This window comes from Cellulomonas oligotrophica, from assembly GCF_013409875.1.
GTDB classification, from domain to species: Bacteria; Actinomycetota; Actinomycetes; order Actinomycetales; family Cellulomonadaceae; genus Cellulomonas; species Cellulomonas oligotrophica.
In genome coordinates this window covers 3,664,425-3,680,652 of sequence record NZ_JACCBK010000001.1, presented here as the reverse complement: position 1 = coordinate 3,680,652, position 16,228 = coordinate 3,664,425, and the positions used below count along the sequence as shown (strand labels likewise).

Sequence of the window (16,228 nt, the reverse complement as noted above, 5' to 3'; positions counted from 1 at the left end):
GCACGAGGCGCGAGTGCGTGGCTGCGGCCACGCCCGCCCGTCGTCGACCGGCACGTCCCCGTGTCACGTCGACGCCCGACCTTCGGGCGGACAGGAGCAAGACCCCATGACCCTGAACGAGCTGATCGCGCGTCGCAAGCGCGACCTGAACAGCAAGATCCGCGAGTACAACGACCTCGTCGAGGAGCTCGACGCCGCCCGCGCCGGTGAGTCCCCGGACGCAGCCGTGGTCGACGCGCTGCGCGAGCGGAAGGCCGCGCTCGGCGAGGCGACCCGGTCCATGCAGGAGGACGTCGAGAAGCTCGAGCGTGAGCTCGACGCCGACGAGAAGGTCGCCGCGCGGCAGGCCGAGGTGACGGACGTCCCCGAGGCCCGTGAGGTCGCCGCGCGCGCGCCGGTGACCGTCACGTCCGAGAAGCGGACCTACAACGCCCACGAGGACCCCAAGGGGCTGCAGTTCGCCCTCGACGTGGCCCGGCAGTTCCAGTTCAACGACCCCGCGTCGTCCGAGCGCCTGGCCCGCCACATGAAGGAGGAGCGGGTCGAGCGCGGCGACAAGCTCGTCTCCCGTGCCGTCGGGACGTCGGCGTTCTCCGGGCTCACGGTCCCGCAGTACCTCGTCGACGAGTTCGCCCCCGCGGCGAAGGCGTCCCGCCCGTTCGCCGACGCGTGCCGCCCGCACGCGCTGCCGGCCAAGGGCATGACGCTGTCGATCGGCAAGGTCACGACGTCGACGTCCGTCGACAACCAGGCGTCGGAGAACGCGAACGTCTCCGAGACCGACATCGACGACAGCCTCATCCCGGTGCCGGTGCAGACCGCGGCCGGCTCCCAGACGATCTCCCGCCAGGCGATCGAGCGCGGCGAGGGCATCGAGGACACCACCATCGACGACCTCGTGCGCGGCTACGCGACCAACCTCGACAGCAAGCTGCTCAACCAGGTGACGACGGGCCTGTCCGCCGTCGCCGCGGCGATCGCCTACACCGACGGCACGCCCACGGCCACCGAGCTCTACCCGAAGCTGCTCGCCGGCCCGGCGGCCGTCGAGGCCCTGCTGCTCGACCAGGGCGTCGGCGACACGATCGCGGTCATGCACTCGCGGCGCTGGTACTGGCTGCAGTCGCAGCTGACGTCGACGTGGCCGCTGTTCGGGCAGCCCGGCGTCGCCGCGCAGCTCGGCGGCGTCAACTACGCCGAGCGGTACGGCGCCGGCTTCCGCGGGGTCCTGCCCTCGGGCACGCCGGTCATCGTCGACAACAACATCGGCACCGCCTTCGGCGCCGGGACGAACGAGGACGAGATCTACTTCGGCGGCCAGAGCGAGTTCCACCTCTGGGAGGACCCCGCGGCCCCGATGCTGATCCGCGCCGAGCAGCCCAAGGCGAAGTCGCTGGGCGTCGACCTCGTGGTCTACGGGTACTTCGCGTACCTGTTCACCCGCCGCGTCCACGCGCAGAAGGTCGCCGGCACCGGCCTGGTGACGCCCGTCTTCTGACGTCACCCACCAGCGCAGGGCCCGCCGCCCCGCGGGCCCTGCGCTGCCCCCCGCACGACACCGCACACCATGACCGAGGAGGTGGCCCGTGGCCACGACCGACCGGGAGCAGGCCGCGCAGGCGCGCGCCGCCGCGCTCAAGAACCAGACCGCCCAGTTCATCGAGGCCCTGCGCGTCGAGCGCGACGGGTACGTCGTCCGCGGGCTGCCCGACCGCGTCGCCGCCGTCGAGGAGCAGCTGCGCCTGCGCGGCGCCGAGGTGTCCGCTCCCGACCCGGGCGGCGACTCTGCGGACGGCGACGAGACCGAGGGCGACAGGACCGAGGGCGACAGGACGGAGGGTGACCGCACGCCCGCCGGCGCGCCGGGCGACGACGAGGCGGCTCCCAAGGGTCGCGGGCGCACCCGACGCGCGGCCCCGGCGGGCGACGACCCGCAGGCCTGATCGTGCCCACGCCCGAGCAGATCGCCGCGCTGATCGAGTACGTCGGCGCGCACGACTCGGAGGCCGACGAGGCGCTCGCCGGCCGCAAGTACGACGAGGCCGCCGCGCTCGTCGACCGGTACATCGGCGCCGGGTACGCCCACCTCGTGCCGGCCACGGTCCGTGACGAGCAGGTGCTCGAAGTGGCGTCGAAGCTGTGGCAGCGGCGCCTCGCCCCGAACGGCGACGCGACCTACAACACCCTCGACGGTGCGCCGACGCCCGCCCCGCGCGACCCCATGGCCGCGGCGTACCCCGTGCTCGACCGGTTCCTGCCTGGCGGCTTCGCCTGATGGGCGCCATCAGCGCGTTCCGCGCCGACCTCAAGGCCGCGCTCACCGAGAAGGTCACGACCGGCGGCCGCCCGCTCGAGGTGCACGACGTGCTGCCCGAGCGGTTCACGCCGCCCGCACTGCTGCTGCAGCCCGACGACCCGTGGATCACGACCGAGGGGCGCCCCACGGGGATCGGCGACGTCGCGTTCGACGTCGTGCTCATCGCCGGACGAGCGACCAGCACCGTGCAGGTCGAGGAGCTCGAAGCCCTCCTCGAGCAGGCGATCGACGCGCTCGCGGCCCCCGAGCACGACTGGGTCCTCGGGGCGACGAGCGCGCCGTTCGACCTGCAGCTCGCCGCCGGGACGTTCCTGGCGGTGCGCGTCAGCACCACCCGGGTGCGCCCGATCACCACGACCTGACAGGAGCCTCCATGGCCAGCATCACGCCCACCGTGAACCCGCTCGTCCTGAAGAACGTCGACCTCATCATCGACGCCGGCGATGACGACCTGAACTTCAAGAAGCACATCGACCAGTGCACCTACACCCCCGCGTCGTCGCAGGCGACGTGGACGTCGCTGGCGGGAGAGACGTTCACCGACGCCGCCACGGCCACGTGGACGCTCGTGCTCAACTACGTCCAGGACTGGGAGACGACCGACTCCCTGTCGCGGTTCCTGTTCGAGCACGAGGGCGAGACCGTCGGGGTGACGTTCAAGCCGCGCACGGGCTCGGGCCCGTCGTTCACCTCGACGGCGACGATCGTGCCTGGCGCGATCGGTGGCACGGTCAACGCGTTCGCGACCACGTCGGTCACGCTCGGGTCGACCAAGCCGGCGCTCGTCCCCGCGGGCTGATCGGCGACCTGTGCCGGTCCGTGTCACGCCCGCCTCCCGCGCCCATCTGGACGCGGTGAGGCGGGCGTTCCGCGCCCTCCCGAAGGATCTGCGCAACGCGATCCGACGCGAGCAGCGATCCCAGGTCGGGCCGATCTGGCGCGAGGAGATGGCGGCGTCGCTGGCGCGCACGAGCGTCCCCGCGCGCGCCCTGCGCCCGCAGCAGCGGGTGTTCCGGACGGGGACCCGGGTCAAGGCCGGGCTGCCCATGTACCTGGTCGCGGGGGCGTCGACGCGGACGATGCGCGGCGGCGGGCTTCCGGTCGACCTCGACGCGCCCTACGAGTTCGGGTCGAACCGCCGCTCGAACTACACCCGGTACAACCGGCGCAGCAAGAACGGCACGCCGCACACCGTGACGCGACGCGCGGGGCTCCAGCTCCCGCCCCGGCAGTCCAACGGGTACGTCGTCTACCCCGCCCTCGCCCGGGCCCTGCCCCGCGTCATCGGGACGTGGGTGCATGCCGTGAACCAGCGCATCGAGCGCGCGATCGACGGGAGCTGACGTGGGCAAGCCCATCGAGATCAAGGTCGACGGCGACACGTCCGGCGTCGAGCGGTCCGTCGACAGCGCGACGGACTCCCTCGACAAGTTCGGCACGTTCGTCGAGAACGTCGGTGACGACGCGAAGGCCACCGGCCGCAAGATCGAGGACGCGTTCGACCAGGCCGGTGACGAGGTCAAGGACACCGCGAAGAAGATCGATCGCGACCTGACCAAGGCGCTCGACGACGTCGAGAAGAAGGCCCGTGGGGCCGGCGACAAGACGAGCCGATCGCTGAAGAAGTCGTTCGACGACGCCGGCGAGGGCGCCGAGGAGTTCAGGGACGAGGCCAACAGCACCGCGAAGGAGTCCGCGGCCTCGTTCGACGGCACTGCCGACTCGATCACCGACGCCTTCCAGGAGATCGCGGCGAACGCCTTCGCTGGCTTCGGCCCCGCCGGGGCTGCGGCGGGCCTCGCGATCGCGCTCGGCATCGGCGTCGGCACCGCGGCTCTGCAGCAGTCCGCCGAGGAAGCGGCGGCCACCAAGGAACGGATCATCGACCTCGCCGACAAGGTCCGTGAGGCCGACGGCGACATCACGGCCCTGGACTGGGGGCAGGTGTTCCGCGACTTCGGCAACGAGATCGCGGACCCGAAGTCGTGGTTCGAGCCCTGGCAGAAGGCGTCCCGCACGAACTTCGAGCTCCTCATCGAGGACGCGAAGCGGGCGGGCGTCGAGTACGCCGACCTGTTCCAGGGCATGGCCGGCGACCAGGACGCCGCGACGCGTTCCCTCGATACGCTGAACGAGAAGCTCGGCGCGGAGCGCCGCGCCCTCGACGAGGCCATGGACGCGGCGGGCCGCGGCGAGGAGGTCCGGGGCCGCTCGGCGAACGCGATCGCCAGCGAGGTCGAGTTCCTTGAGAAGCTCACCTCTCGCCTGCAGGAGTCGTCGGGTCTGACGGACGAGGCGCTCGAGTACGAGCGGCTGATGCGTGAGGCCTACGAGGACTCGGCCGCGGGGATCGCGGAGAAGAACGAGGCGCTGCGCGAGCAGCAGGAGCTCACGCGCGACGCGATCTCGTCCGAGCTGGACTACCTCGACGCGATCGAAGACCAGACCGCGAAGCTCAAGGAGAACGCCGAGGGCGGTTTCGACAAGAACACCGCGGCCGGCCGCGAGAACCTGCGCGCGCTCGGTGAGATCGCCGACGCGGCGAACGAGTACGCCGACTCCCTCGCCGACGTCGACGGCGACCAGGTCCGTGCCAACGAGACCATCGCTGCCGGGCGAGACCGGCTCATCGAGGCGGCCGAGCAGCTCGGCATGTCCCGTGAGGAAGCCGAGCGGTACGCCGACTCGCTCGGGCTCATCCCACGCGAGGTCGCGACGACGGCGCGCGCGGAGACCGGCGAGGCCGAGCGGAAGCTGAACGACGCGGCGAGGCACCGGTACGTGCCGATGCGCGGCAACTTCGACAACGCGGACGCCGAGCGGCAGATCAACAAGACGACGTCGAAGACGTTCTACGTCGAGGTGACCCCTCGCGTGGGGAACATGAGGGGGGTCTGACGTGCCTGCTGCCCTGACCGCGACCGCGCTGCCCGACCTTGCCGCGGTGCGACTGAGCCTGTCCGCGTCGGCCGAGCTGCAGGTGCTCGCCGACGACGACTGGTCGACGGCGTCGCTCGAGCAGGCGGAGGCCGCGGCGCTCGCATGGGCCTCGTCGGGGAACGCCAAGATGGTCGGCGCCGACGACGGGCTGCGGCTGCGCGACCGGTCGGACGAGATGGTCGTCGCGGACGACTACGAGGCGTCCACGGGGGCGGCCTCGTGGGGCCGGGTGTCCTCGTCCGTCGCCGGCGCGCAGCCGACCGTCGTCATCGCACCGGGGTCGTCTGGGACGCGGTGCGTCGCGTTCTGGGGCGCTGCCGCCGGGTCCGCTGGCGCGGGCGTGTGGGACCGGACCGTCTACGGGCTGACGCCGGGCGTGACGTACACGGTGCGCGCACGGGTGTCGCGGCTGCCGAGCCGCAGAGCCGGGACGTTCACGTTCGGCGTCGGCGGGATCGGCGCGACCGACCCGGCGCCGATCTCGACCGTGTGGACGCTCGTGGAGTACACGTTCACCGCGACGTCGATCAGCCACAACGTGCGCCTGACCCACACGTACACCGCGGGGTCCGGCGAAGGCATCGTGCAGCTCGATGACCTGACCGTGACGACCGCCGGCGCGCCGGAGTACCTGCCGCGCCTCGACGGCGTCGGGTACGTCGAGCGGTCGTTCTCCGACCTCGTCGTGGGCCGGGAGTACGCGGTGGGGGCGTGGCTTGAGACGCGGGGCCCGGTGGACGGCTTCACGGTGGAGTTCACGGTCGACACCGTCGTGCACCGCGTCACGCAGGACCTCACGCGCATGGCGAAGGGCGACAGCGCCGAGCGGACGCCCGTGTGGTTCACGTTCACCGCCACCGCTTCGAGCGTGACGCTGCGGATCCGGCCCATGCCTACGCCGGGCACGGTGACGGGCGCCGGCCAGTGGGTCACCCTCAAGGCCCTGGACGTGCGCTGGGTAGGCGGGCCGGCCGCCCTCGCGCTGACGTTCCGCATGTCCGACACGGCGAACTGGACGCCGGGAGGCACCGCCCCCACGGGCCTGGTCCGCACGATGACGACGGTCGGGGTCGGCGTGCTCGCTGTGCACCCCTACGCCTGGCCGCACCTCGTCCTGACCGCCGCGATCGGGTCCGGCACGACCGTCGTGACGGTGGGTGCCGGCACGCAGTGGGCGCGCCGGACGATCCCGGGGCTCTCCCCCGGGCGGCGGTACCGGGTGCTCGTAGCGTGCGAGGCCTCCACCGCCGGTGCGGTCGGAGCATCGCTGCGCACGACGGTCGGGGTGACCGGTCTCGTCGAGTCTGCCCCGTCGACGGGGCGGTGGGCCGTCGTCGAGTTCCTCGCGACGTCCACCTCGCACGAGCTGTTCGTGAAGATCGCGGACGCGGCGACCGTGCAGGAGTCGACGATGTCGACGGCGTCGCTCCGGGTGCACTACGTGCGCGTCGTCGACACGTTCGCCGACCTGACCGACACCTACGAGCTGCGCTCCCTGACCCGCGCCGACGTCAACGGGCGCGCCGCCGTGCGCCGCCTGGCGGGCCAGGACATCGAGGGCGGGTCCCTGATCGTGTCGGACTACGAGCCAGCCCTGACCGGGCTCGTGGTGTACGAGGCGCTCGTGCGCGACACCGACGCCGGGACCGACGAGCTGGTGTCGGCGTCGGTCGACCTCACGGGGATGCTCTCCGTCCCCGTGCTCGCGCCGGCCACGCTGCCGCAGCACGGCAGGCGGCCGCTGATGGTCACCAACGTCTACGAGGCGTCCAGGCGCTCGCTGGCGACCGTGCATGAGGTCGTCGGTCGTCCGGACCCGCTCGTCACGCTGGGGCGTCTGCGGACCCGCGAGGGCTCGTTCGAGGTGCTCGTTCGGGACTACCCGTCGGCGGTCGAGCTGCTGCAGGTCTACGAGCGGGGCGAGGTCGTGCTGCTCCGGGACCCGACCGTGCCGGGCGTGGACATGTACCACGTCGTGGCCGGGCGGCTGCGGTTGAGCCCGTCCGGGCGCCGGTGGGTCCTGCAGGTCGACTACGTCGAGGTCGCGCGTCCCACGGGCCCGCTCCTCGGCGGGCTCGGCTGGACGTTCGACGAGGCGTTCGAGCAGCTCGCGTCGTTCGACGTCGCGCGCGCGGCGTTCCCGTCGTTCAACGACTACACGGTGGGTCCCTCGTGACGGCGCCGTTCGCGTCGGCGTGGGCGGGTCGACTGGGCCAGCCGCTCGAGCACGTTGTGCAGGTCGAGGCGTGGGACACCGGGTGGTCGGCGCCGGTCGTGCTGGACGTGGAGTCGGGCACGCTGACCTACGACGAGACGACGTACCCCTACGCGCAGGCCGAGATGACGCTGCGCGTCCCGCCCGAGCAGGACGTGCTGAACCTGCTGGACCCTCGGCGGGGCGTGCAGATCCGCGTCACCCTCGGGTACCGGGCACCCGGTGCGGGGGCCGAGACTCACCGCGTCGCGGCCCTGGTCCTGTGGTCTCGGACCGTGGACCGTCCCGCGAACCGCGTGCAGCTCGTGGCCCGGTCGGCGGAGTCGAAGGTCCTCACGTGGATGCCCGTGGGCTCGGAGTCGAAGACCTTCACCGCCGACGACGACGCGGGCCCCGCGATCGCCGAGCTGATCCGGTGGGCCATCCCGGGCGCCGTCGTGAGGAACGACCTGCCGCGCGGGCAGCAGTTCGTCACCGGCGCCGACACCCTCGTCGTCGGCATCGGGGACTCGGTCATGTCCGCGGCCTACGACATCGCGAACCGGGCGGGGGACGCGTGGGTCTACGAGGACGGCCTCGGCACGTGGGTGCTGCGCGAGCGGCCCGCGCTGGCCGGCCAAGCGGCCGCCGTGCTCAAGGTGGGCCCGGGCGGATCGATCACGTCCTCGTCCGCGGTGCTCTCGCTCGAGGACTTCGCGAACGTCGTCGTCGTTGAGTACCGCTGGTACGACGGCGAGCAGCAGACCCGGCGCGGGTGGGCGCAGGTCGCGTCCGGGCCGTTCTCCGTCGCGGCGGTCGGGCGGCGCGTGTACGTCGAGCGCCGGGAGTACAAGGGCTCGGCCGCCGAGGCGCAGGCCGCAGCCCGGTCCATCGTGCGCCGCACCGTCACCCGTGGCCGGGCGCTGCGGGTCGAGTCCGCGGCGGCCGCGTACTGGCTCCGCCCGGGCCACACGGTCACCGTCGCGCTGCCTTCGGGACCACAGGAACGCCACCTGGTGCAGGCCGTGCAGTTCGACCTCGCGGGCAGCGGCGTCATGAACGTGACCACGCGCCTGCCCGAGACCTTCACCATCGAGACAGGAGCCTGACGCCATGGCTGGAAGCACCCTCAACCTCGGGCTGCCGTACCCGTCTGGGCCGGACGCGAACGACGTCCCGTACTGGATGCAGGCGCAGGCGGAGGCCCTCGACACGTTGCTCGGCGCGGCGTGGCAGTCGTACACGCCGGTCCTGACGGCGACCACGACGGACCCGAGCCTGGGGTCGGGGACGAACTACGTCCAGGTCGGCCGGGTCCTCAAGGTCGGCCGTCACGTGCAGTACCGGGGAAGCCTCCGCTTCGGCGCGTCGGGAGCGGTCGGCGGAGCCGGCACCTACCGCGTCAGCCTCCCGTACCCTCCGCGGCTCGGGTCGATCCTCCTCGGCGGGGTCGGAGCCGTCGTGGACAACTCCGCGGGCGACTACTACGGGTGCGCGTGGCTGCTGCAGAACGTCGAGTACATGGAGGGCCGTGTCTTCGGCAGCGGGACCCTGACCGCGACGTCGCCCTTCACGTTCACGACGAACGACTGGCTCAACTGGAACATCACCTACGAGACGGACTCGTGATGGGTGGGCTCTGGGCTCCTGACTCGCGGGCCTGCCAGGGCTGCGGAGCGATCGTCTCCGACGCCCTCCGGACCGCGCACGAGGCGTTCCACGCTCGCGTCGAGCGCCCCACCGAAGAGACCGAGAACGCCGGCGCCTGACCGGCCACCGCACTCGCCCACCCCAGCCCCGCCACCGCCTGGTGAGCGGGGCTTCGTCATGCCCCGAGGAGGAGCAGATGAGCACGACCATCGCGAGCCCGAACAAGTACGCGGGCCGGATCGAGCCGGTCGAGGTGATCGTCGTCCACACGATGGAGGCGCCCGAGACCGCGCAGACGGCGGAGAACATCGCCCGGTACTTCGCGCGCCCGACCACGCGCGCGTCGGCGCACCTGTGCGTCGACAACGACTCGGTCGTGCGGTGCGTCCCCGACGCCGACACCGCGTGGGCCGCGCCGGGCGCGAACGCGAACGGGCTGCAGCTCGAGCTCGCGGGGTACGCCCGGCAGACCCCGGCCGAGTGGGACGACGCGTACTCCCGTGCGCAGCTCGCGCTCGCGGCCAGCGAGGCTGCGGCGTGGGCCCGCAAGTACGGCATCCCGGTGCGCCGCCTGTCGGTCGCCGAGCTGCGCGCCGGCGCCAAGGGCTTCGTCGCGCACGACGACGTGTCCAAGGCCTTCGGGAAGTCGACCCACTGGGACCCGGGTCCGCACTTCCCCTGGGCGCGGTTCCTCTCGCTGGTCTCCGCGAACCTCGGCGGGCCCGCGGTCGCGGCGCCGGCGGCGCCCGCCGCGCCTGCCAAGCCGGCGCCGAGCGGGCTGACGGTCGACGGGAAGTGGGGGCCGGCCACCACCCGGGCCCTGCAGGCACGGTTCGGCACGACCGTCGACGGTGTCATCTCCCACCAGTGGCGCGACCGGTCCACGACCGCCATCCCGTCTGCGCAGTTCGACACCACCAAGCGCGGGTCGCAGCTCGTGCGCGCCATGCAGAAGTGGCTCGGTGGCCTGACCGTCGACGGGCTCCTCGGCACCCGGACCATCACCGCGCTGCAGCGGCGCCTCGGCACCCCCGTCGACGGCGTCATCTCCCCGGTCTCCTCGGCCGTGAAGGAGATGCAGCGCCGCCTCAACGCCGGGTCCCTGTGACGACGCCCGCACCCGTCCCCGGGGCGCCGTGGTGGGCGAACGTCCTGCTCACCGTGCTCTCGATCGGGCTGGCGGCGTGGGTGTCGAACCGCCCGGCCCGCCGCGACGCGCGCGCGTCACGTGAGCTCGCCGCCACGGCCGCCGAGCAGGCGACCGTGGCGGCCGCGCACGCCGCCGTGGCGGCGGCCGAGACGTCCCCGAACCACGGGGGGTCGCTCAAGGACTCCTCGACCCGCACCGAAGGCGGCGTGCGGGACCTGCAGGTCTCCGTCGCAGCCATCGCCCGGGACATAGGCGGGCTGCGCGCAGAGATCCGCACCGAGCGCGACGAGCGTCGCGACGTCGCCAAGCGCGTCGACGACGTCGCCGGCCGTGTCGACGACGTCGCGACGCGCGTCGACGACGTCGGCACCCGCCTCACCCAGCACGTGACCGACTGCCCATCTCGAGCCTGAGGAGACGCCATGACCACCCACGCCGACACCCGCGAGAGCCTCGCCCTGTCCGAGCGCGTCGTCGCGCTGCTGCGCACCGCCGTCCCCGCCCTGTGGGGCACCCTCAGCGCCTGGGCCCTGGCCCAGATCGCCGGCGTCCTGCCGCCCGTCCTCGCGGACCCGCTCGCGGCCGCGCTCGGGTCCGACGTCGTCGCGGCCGTCGTCGTCGCGGCGGTCATCGCCGCCTGGTACGCGGCGTGGCGGTGGGCCGAACCGCACGTGCCCGAGTGGCTCGTGCGCGTCGTCCTCGGCTCGGCACGCACCCCGTCCTACGCGCTGACACCCGCGCGCCTGCTCGACGACGGCGCGGTCGACATCGCGTTCCTGTCGGCGTCGGCCCGCTCGACCCTGCACGAGCTGCGCGACGCACTCGCTGGCCTGGACGAGGACGACCCGCTGGTCGAGGCGCTCGACCACGTCCTGCAGGCCTGAGGCGTGGAGCCCTGCGCGCACCGGTGCGACGTCGTGCAGCGGCTCGTGCGACGGGCAGGACGCGCCGAAGGTGCTGCCCCTGACGTCGTGCGCCTCTCCGAGGGTCTCGCGGTGCCGTTCGTGCCCGCGGACATCCCGCCCTCACCTCGGCCAGCGGCGTGCACGAGGTGCGCGTCGCTGGCCGCTGAGCACCTGCCGGCGCTGCGCGCCGCCGGCCGTCCCGTTGGACCCGACGACTGACCAGGAGCACCGGATGCTGAACCACCGTCTCGACGGCGTGCCCGTGTGGGCCGTCCTCATGAAGGCCCCGGGCGACCTGCCCGAGGACGGGACCATCGAGTTCGTCGTCACCGACCGCCTGACCCGTGTCGACGGGCGGGTCCTGTACCCCGCCGGCGCGCGGGTCGAGGTGACGATCGGCGACACCACGGCGCAGGACGCAACGATCCGCTCGGCCGTGCGTGCTGCGTGGCGGGCCGTCGACGCCGCCGAGCAGGGCGACGCGTTCGACGGGGTTGCCTGGGACACCTGGTGGGACACGAAGGTCGTCCCCGCAGGCGTGTTCACGTGGTTCCCCGCCGTCGACGACCCCGACGTCGTCCAGGCCGGCTCCCTGCAGGTGCAGGTGCGCGAGCGGCTCGGCTCGCGCCGGGGCCGGGAGTACGTCATCGAGCCGCGCCTGTCGCACCTGGACCTGCCGATCCCGGGTGTGAACCTCGCCACCGTCGAGGTCCCGCCCGAGACGGCCGTCCCCTCGCCGGTGTACGCCAAGGGGATCGCCGGCGGCGTTGCCTCCCTCGACGCGGCGGGCAAGGTCCCGATGGACCAGCTGCCGCCCGACGTCGGCGGCGTCCTCGGCGACGGCGCGGTCTCGACGGCCGAGCTCGCGGACGCGGCCGTCACGCCGGCGAAGATCGCCGCCGGGTACGAGCTGCTCACCGCGACGCAGGCCGCGAAGGTCGCCGCGCTGCCGTCGGACGCGCAGTCCGGCGCGCAGGTGACCGCCGCGGTGTCCGCGGCGATCGCGACCGTGCTCGCCACCGCGCCGGCCACGCTCGACACCCTCAACGAGCTCGCCACTGCCCTCGGGAACGACCCCGCGTTCGCGGCGACGATGGCGGCCGAGCTCGCGGCCCGCGCGTCGAAGGCCGACGCGCTGGGCGTGCGCTTCAAGACGTCAGGAGGGGCGTGGCCGCCACGGCCCGCCGGGTACGTGCGCGTGCTGTCCGTGGGCGCCGACCCGTCGCCGGAGGACCAGGACCCCGGTGACCTGCGGATGATCCCGGCATGAGCCCGCGCGCGGAGGTGTGGGAGGTCTCCACCGACGCCGAGTACCGCACCCGGCGGGGCCGCCCTCCGGTCTTCCTGGGCGACCGCTTCGAGTCCGGCATCACCGAGCCCGACACCACGAACGTCGGCGCCAGGACGGGGCGCTTCGACCCCGACGAGCCCCTCGTCGACCTCGTCGTCGGCGACGGCACCGGCGTGCTGCAGTCCACCGTGCTCGGCGAGGAGTGGCACAACCGCCGCATCATCGGCCGCTGGAAGCGCGGCGCCCCAGGGCAGAAGCTCGTGAACTGCGAGCTCACGACCCCCGAGGTCAAGCCGCCGTGGACCCAAGGCCTGGACTACGTCCTGATCGACTGCACGTCCACCCAGGGCGCCGGCACCGGTGAGCCGACCCTGCTCGACCACGTCACCATCAACCCCCGGTCCCGCTGGGTCGACCTCTACGGCGTCAAGGGCGGATGGTTCCGCCTCTCGCGCTCGCGGATCACGGGCACGGTCGACGGGTTCATGACGTTCAGGTGGGACACGTGGGTCATCGACTCGCTGATCCACGGACTCGTCCGCTACGCGGACGACACCCCTCGCCACGTCGACGGCACCCACAACGACGGCGGCCAGGACCAGGGTGGCAACGAGGTGTGGATCACGGGCACGAAGATCGACGTCGAGCAGCCGCTGAACGGCTCGCTGCTCGGCGTGCTCGTGACGGCCGACTACGCAGTCCCCAAGGGCTTCCACCTCACCGACTCCTGGCTCCTCGGCGGCTCCGTGCCCGTGAACTACGCGCTCGCCGCGCAGCCCACGCAGCCCGTCATCGAGATCGTCCGCAACCGCATCCGCCTCGGGCAGAAGGACTACGGCGGCGCGGTCCCCCGCGCCCACGTCATGATCCCGTCCTCGTCGCGCACCCACGCACTGACCACGATCGCCGACAACGTCGACTACGACACCGGCGCGCCGATCATCATCAAGAACGGGTGACCCATGCTGAACCGCTTCGCCGGCACGCCCGGCGCCGCGATCACCGCCGCAGCATCCGCCGCCGGCGGTGACGCGTTCTCCCAGATGAACCCGACAACGCCGACCGGGGTGCTCACGTTCTCGAACGAGCTCGTGAACCCCTTCACGGGTGGCACCGTCGCGAAGGTCGTCGCCGACGCGACGACCGCGGCGGAGGCCCGCTGGAACACCGCCGACGCCGTTGCAGGTGCGTCGCAGGTCGTCTACTGGGCGACGGGTGTGCCGACGACCGCGCCGTCCGACGACCAGGCGATCCGCGGCACCCGGCAGAACGCCGGCATCCGGCACCACATCGGCGGGCAGGTCCGCGTGCTCAACCTGGGCACCGAGATCGGCACGACCGCGAACTGGCCCGGCATCACCGGCGAGTGGGTCGTGCGCGACCTCGTCGTCGTCGAGGGCGCGGACGCCACGAGCGGCACCGTCAAGGCCCGCCTGCGGCGCCTCGCGGACCTCACGACGGTCGTCGCGTCCTACGCGTCCGCGACCCGTGACGCGGGCATCGTGGGCGTCGACGTCATCAACTCGTTCCGGTTCGGCAAGCTCACGGCCGGGGCCGTCCTGCCGGCCATGTACCTCGCGCAGGTCCAGGCCGTCGCCGGCGCGACGGACTGGCTGCCCGACCCTGGCACCAACGTCATCCCGGTCGCCTCGCTGACAGCGAACGTCACCGGGCCCGTCGAGCCCGGCACGACGGTCACGCTCACGCTGGCGGACTCCGACCCGGACGGCACGATCACCACCCGCACCCTGACCCAGGTTGCCGGCCCCACGGCCGCGCCCGTCGGCGCCGGTGCCGCGCGCACCGTGCTCGCGCCGTACACCCTCGCCGGAACCACCCTCGCCTACGCGTACACCGTCGTCGACGACGACGGCGCGACGTCCGCTCCCGCGTCGGTCTCGATCGACGTCCTGCCCGCGACCGAGCGCATCGTCGTGATGGGTGGGCCGACGCCCGTCGAAGTCCCTGGGTACCTCGCGACAGCATGATGCCCGAAGACGACGAGCCCCCTCCCTGCCTCGAGGCAGGGAGGGGGCTCGTCGTCGTTCACGGCGGTCGCTACGCGCCCTCGGACGACATGGACCGCGCACGGGGCTGCGGGGCAGACACGGCGCCCGCTGCGCGATCGGCGTGCTGCACGAGCCGGTGCACGCCGATCAGGAACAGCACGAGGCCCACGAGCACCGCCGCGGCCGCGACGAACATGAAGAAGGCGGGCCCGCTGGCCTCGGCCGTGTACGAGGACATCGCGGATGAGTAGGCCGATGCTGCGAGACCGAACGCCGCTCCACCGCCGAGCTGCAGGCCGAGGCCCGACGTCACGAACCCCGCCGCTGCCTGCGGCGCCACCTTCAACTCTGCAGGATCTGTCATGCGTCCGAGCATGGCCCAGCCGATCTCACCCGTGCAGGCGTTCACCGGGTGACATCCAGGCCCGCGACTACACCAAACGGGCTGACCCAAGGCACGGGCGGCAGCAGCAGATGGAGCGGTCGACCCGGCATTACCACAGGGGGCCGACACGCAGGTACCTACCTGCGGCCAGATCTGGCACACTCGCAAGGTGACGACCCATCCCCAGGGACTCGAAGACTCCGTGCAGGTGCGCCTTCGGTGGCCCCAGTCCGCCGCTGCCGACGCCGTGCTCGTCAACCAGGCTGCGATCGTCGACGGTGCGGGCACCGGCGAGGGCGCTGCTGAGGCCGGTCTCTACCTGATGCTCGGCCACGTGGCTCCGCCTCTGTTCCAGGGCGAGGACGCTGCGCGCGCCTTTGTCGAGGGCGCCCCCGGGCTTGAGGTCGATGTCCGCGGAGCGTACTATCTTCCGCTCGTCCGGGCGATCGAGTTGCACAACCTGCTTGGTGCCCACCTCGCGATGCGAGGCCTCCGGCCTCAGGCGCCGACGGTCCCGGGCATAGGGGGATGAGGATGAGCGTTACGTACATGCAGCGCGTGGCGGCGACGACCGCGACCGCCGCCGTCGCGATCCTTGCTCCGACGTCGGGCGTTCTCACCCTGCCGCAGCTCTTCAGGCATGAGCAGCATCGACCGATGGGGAGCGACGAGTACCCGAATGAGATTCCCCTTGCCTTTCCGAAGGAGGTAACCGTACCCATGTTGGCACGCTTCTCCTCGGCGAGTGCGGGATCATCCGCGACCGACGCTCTGGACTACGACGAGGACGTGCGCGCGGCCGTGTCCCGGCTCTGGGCGGAGGACTGGGACAGCGACGAAGACGCGGTCTACGACTCGTGGTAACCGGAAGACCGGTTCCGAACCCGTCACTCTTCCCTGCGCGCCCGCCGGCGATTGCGCCTGGCACCGTTGCGCTTGTGGATTTTCCCTTCTCATCCGCTGAGCCGAGCGGGAGCCAGTACAAGCGGCGGCCCGCCCTGGTCCTCAACGCGGTCGGCAGCGGTGCCGACGAAGCCATCGTGTTCGTGATGGTCACAGGCAGCGCGGCCAGATTGGCCAGCCCGTCGGCCTCCGACATCCCGGTTCGGGACTGGCAAGCGGTAGGACTCGCCAGGGAGTCCGTGGTGCGAACCCGGCGAATCTGGACCGGTCAGAAGCGGGACGTGGTTCGGGCGATCGGACGTTTTGACGCCGCGACACTTGAACTTGTTCGCGACATGGTTGTCGACTTGGTCTCCCCGCAACTCGCACCGAAGTCCGACCCGGCCTAGACGGAAGCGCCGCCTCGACGAATCACCCCCTCCCCGCCAGCGGCGAAGAGGGGGTGATTTCTCCTTGTCAGGGTCGGTCCGCGAAGGGCGACGCG

The 16,228-nt window shown here is 72.4% G+C and carries 20 protein-coding genes; 19 read left to right on the top strand and 1 reads right to left on the bottom strand.

The window, feature by feature from the left end:
- The first annotated feature begins 106 nt into the window (after positions 1-106).
- From BKA21_RS16750 to BKA21_RS16675, 16 genes are all read left to right on the top strand, one after another.
- Positions 107-1,498 carry a phage major capsid protein gene (locus BKA21_RS16750; RefSeq protein WP_140460103.1) on the top strand — a complete coding sequence of 464 codons (1,392 nt, stop codon included), beginning with the start codon at positions 107-109 and terminating at the stop codon, positions 1,496-1,498.
- Positions 1,499-1,586: 88 nt separating this feature from the next.
- Positions 1,587-1,943 carry a hypothetical protein gene (locus BKA21_RS16745; protein WP_140460102.1) on the top strand — a complete coding sequence of 119 codons (357 nt, stop codon included), beginning with the start codon at positions 1,587-1,589 and terminating at the stop codon, positions 1,941-1,943.
- Positions 1,944-1,945: 2 nt separating this feature from the next.
- Complete coding sequence (locus BKA21_RS16740) at positions 1,946-2,275, top strand: hypothetical protein (protein ID WP_140460101.1); 330 nt, start codon at positions 1,946-1,948, stop codon at positions 2,273-2,275.
- On the top strand, positions 2,275-2,679 hold the full coding sequence (locus BKA21_RS16735; RefSeq protein ID WP_140460100.1) for a hypothetical protein: 405 nt from the start codon (positions 2,275-2,277) through the stop codon (positions 2,677-2,679). Before BKA21_RS16740 ends, BKA21_RS16735 begins: the two co-directional genes overlap by 1 nt.
- Positions 2,680-2,690: 11 nt before the next feature.
- Complete coding sequence (locus BKA21_RS16730) at positions 2,691-3,116, top strand: hypothetical protein (protein ID WP_140460099.1); 426 nt, start codon at positions 2,691-2,693, stop codon at positions 3,114-3,116.
- A 55-nt stretch (positions 3,117-3,171) separates the two neighbouring features.
- Positions 3,172-3,660 (top strand): hypothetical protein, encoded by a 489-nt coding sequence (locus tag BKA21_RS16725; protein WP_140460098.1) that lies wholly within the window; start codon positions 3,172-3,174, stop codon positions 3,658-3,660.
- 1 nt (position 3,661) lies between these two features.
- Positions 3,662-5,215 (top strand): coiled-coil domain-containing protein, encoded by a 1,554-nt coding sequence (locus BKA21_RS16720; protein ID WP_140460097.1) that lies wholly within the window; start codon positions 3,662-3,664, stop codon positions 5,213-5,215.
- 1 nt (position 5,216) lies between these two features.
- Positions 5,217-7,433, top strand: a complete 2,217-nt coding sequence (locus tag BKA21_RS16715; protein ID WP_140460096.1) for a hypothetical protein — start codon at positions 5,217-5,219, stop codon at positions 7,431-7,433.
- Positions 7,430-8,560, top strand: a complete 1,131-nt coding sequence (locus tag BKA21_RS16710) for a hypothetical protein (RefSeq protein ID WP_140460095.1) — start codon at positions 7,430-7,432, stop codon at positions 8,558-8,560. Before BKA21_RS16715 ends, BKA21_RS16710 begins: the two co-directional genes overlap by 4 nt.
- Positions 8,561-8,564: 4 nt before the next feature.
- Positions 8,565-9,080 carry a hypothetical protein gene (locus BKA21_RS16705; protein ID WP_140460094.1) on the top strand — a complete coding sequence of 172 codons (516 nt, stop codon included), beginning with the start codon at positions 8,565-8,567 and terminating at the stop codon, positions 9,078-9,080.
- Between the two features lie 217 nt (positions 9,081-9,297).
- On the top strand, positions 9,298-10,209 hold the full coding sequence (locus tag BKA21_RS16700) for a peptidoglycan recognition protein family protein (RefSeq protein ID WP_140460093.1): 912 nt from the start codon (positions 9,298-9,300) through the stop codon (positions 10,207-10,209).
- Positions 10,206-10,664 (top strand): DUF2746 domain-containing protein, encoded by a 459-nt coding sequence (locus tag BKA21_RS16695; protein WP_140460092.1) that lies wholly within the window; start codon positions 10,206-10,208, stop codon positions 10,662-10,664. Before BKA21_RS16700 ends, BKA21_RS16695 begins: the two co-directional genes overlap by 4 nt.
- A 9-nt stretch (positions 10,665-10,673) precedes the next feature.
- The gene (locus tag BKA21_RS16690; protein ID WP_179625394.1) at positions 10,674-11,135 is read left to right on the top strand and encodes a hypothetical protein; all 462 of its coding nucleotides are present in this window, start codon (positions 10,674-10,676) and stop codon (positions 11,133-11,135) included.
- Between the two features lie 253 nt (positions 11,136-11,388).
- A complete protein-coding gene (locus tag BKA21_RS16685; protein ID WP_140460091.1) occupies positions 11,389-12,426 on the top strand; it encodes a hypothetical protein in 1,038 nt (345 codons plus the stop codon).
- Positions 12,423-13,406 (top strand): hypothetical protein, encoded by a 984-nt coding sequence (locus tag BKA21_RS16680; RefSeq protein ID WP_140460090.1) that lies wholly within the window; start codon positions 12,423-12,425, stop codon positions 13,404-13,406. The genes BKA21_RS16685 and BKA21_RS16680 overlap by 4 nt, the downstream gene beginning before the upstream one ends.
- A gap of 3 nt (positions 13,407-13,409) precedes the next feature.
- Entirely contained in the window at positions 13,410-14,435 is a 1,026-nt protein-coding gene (locus BKA21_RS16675; RefSeq protein WP_140460089.1) for a hypothetical protein, read from the top strand.
- A 70-nt stretch (positions 14,436-14,505) separates the two neighbouring features.
- Here BKA21_RS16675 and BKA21_RS16670 read toward each other — a convergent pair whose 3' ends face one another.
- A complete protein-coding gene (locus tag BKA21_RS16670; protein ID WP_140460088.1) occupies positions 14,506-14,820 on the bottom strand; it encodes a hypothetical protein in 315 nt (104 codons plus the stop codon).
- A 190-nt stretch (positions 14,821-15,010) separates the two neighbouring features.
- Between BKA21_RS16670 and BKA21_RS16665 the strand changes: the two genes are divergently transcribed.
- The 3 genes from BKA21_RS16665 to BKA21_RS16655 are packed head-to-tail and all read left to right on the top strand — an operon-like array spanning position 15,011 to position 16,133.
- Positions 15,011-15,373, top strand: a complete 363-nt coding sequence (locus BKA21_RS16665) for a hypothetical protein (RefSeq protein WP_140460087.1) — start codon at positions 15,011-15,013, stop codon at positions 15,371-15,373.
- 2 nt (positions 15,374-15,375) lie between these two features.
- On the top strand, positions 15,376-15,705 hold the full coding sequence (locus BKA21_RS16660; protein ID WP_140460086.1) for a hypothetical protein: 330 nt from the start codon (positions 15,376-15,378) through the stop codon (positions 15,703-15,705).
- Positions 15,699-16,133 carry a type II toxin-antitoxin system PemK/MazF family toxin gene (locus tag BKA21_RS16655; protein ID WP_275406405.1) on the top strand — a complete coding sequence of 145 codons (435 nt, stop codon included), beginning with the start codon at positions 15,699-15,701 and terminating at the stop codon, positions 16,131-16,133. The genes BKA21_RS16660 and BKA21_RS16655 overlap by 7 nt, the downstream gene beginning before the upstream one ends.
- Positions 16,134-16,228 lie beyond the last annotated feature (95 nt).

What these genes read in the sequence shown, in the direction of transcription:
- BKA21_RS16750 (WP_140460103.1), top strand. Translation starts at nt 107, where the DNA reads ATGACCCTGAACGAGCTGATCGCGCGTCGCAAGCGCGACCTGAACAGC.
- BKA21_RS16735 (WP_140460100.1), top strand. Translation starts at nt 2,275, where the DNA reads ATGGGCGCCATCAGCGCGTTCCGCGCCGACCTCAAGGCCGCGCTCACC.
- BKA21_RS16730 (WP_140460099.1), top strand. Translation starts at nt 2,691, where the DNA reads ATGGCCAGCATCACGCCCACCGTGAACCCGCTCGTCCTGAAGAACGTC.
- BKA21_RS16705 (WP_140460094.1), top strand. Translation starts at nt 8,565, where the DNA reads ATGGCTGGAAGCACCCTCAACCTCGGGCTGCCGTACCCGTCTGGGCCG.
- BKA21_RS16700 (WP_140460093.1), top strand. Translation starts at nt 9,298, where the DNA reads ATGAGCACGACCATCGCGAGCCCGAACAAGTACGCGGGCCGGATCGAG.
- BKA21_RS16690 (WP_179625394.1), top strand. Translation starts at nt 10,674, where the DNA reads ATGACCACCCACGCCGACACCCGCGAGAGCCTCGCCCTGTCCGAGCGC.
- BKA21_RS16685 (WP_140460091.1), top strand. Translation starts at nt 11,389, where the DNA reads ATGCTGAACCACCGTCTCGACGGCGTGCCCGTGTGGGCCGTCCTCATG.
- BKA21_RS16680 (WP_140460090.1), top strand. Translation starts at nt 12,423, where the DNA reads ATGAGCCCGCGCGCGGAGGTGTGGGAGGTCTCCACCGACGCCGAGTAC.
- BKA21_RS16675 (WP_140460089.1), top strand. Translation starts at nt 13,410, where the DNA reads ATGCTGAACCGCTTCGCCGGCACGCCCGGCGCCGCGATCACCGCCGCA.
- BKA21_RS16670 (WP_140460088.1), bottom strand. Translation starts at nt 14,820, where the DNA reads ATGACAGATCCTGCAGAGTTGAAGGTGGCGCCGCAGGCAGCGGCGGGG.
- BKA21_RS16660 (WP_140460086.1), top strand. Translation starts at nt 15,376, where the DNA reads ATGAGCGTTACGTACATGCAGCGCGTGGCGGCGACGACCGCGACCGCC.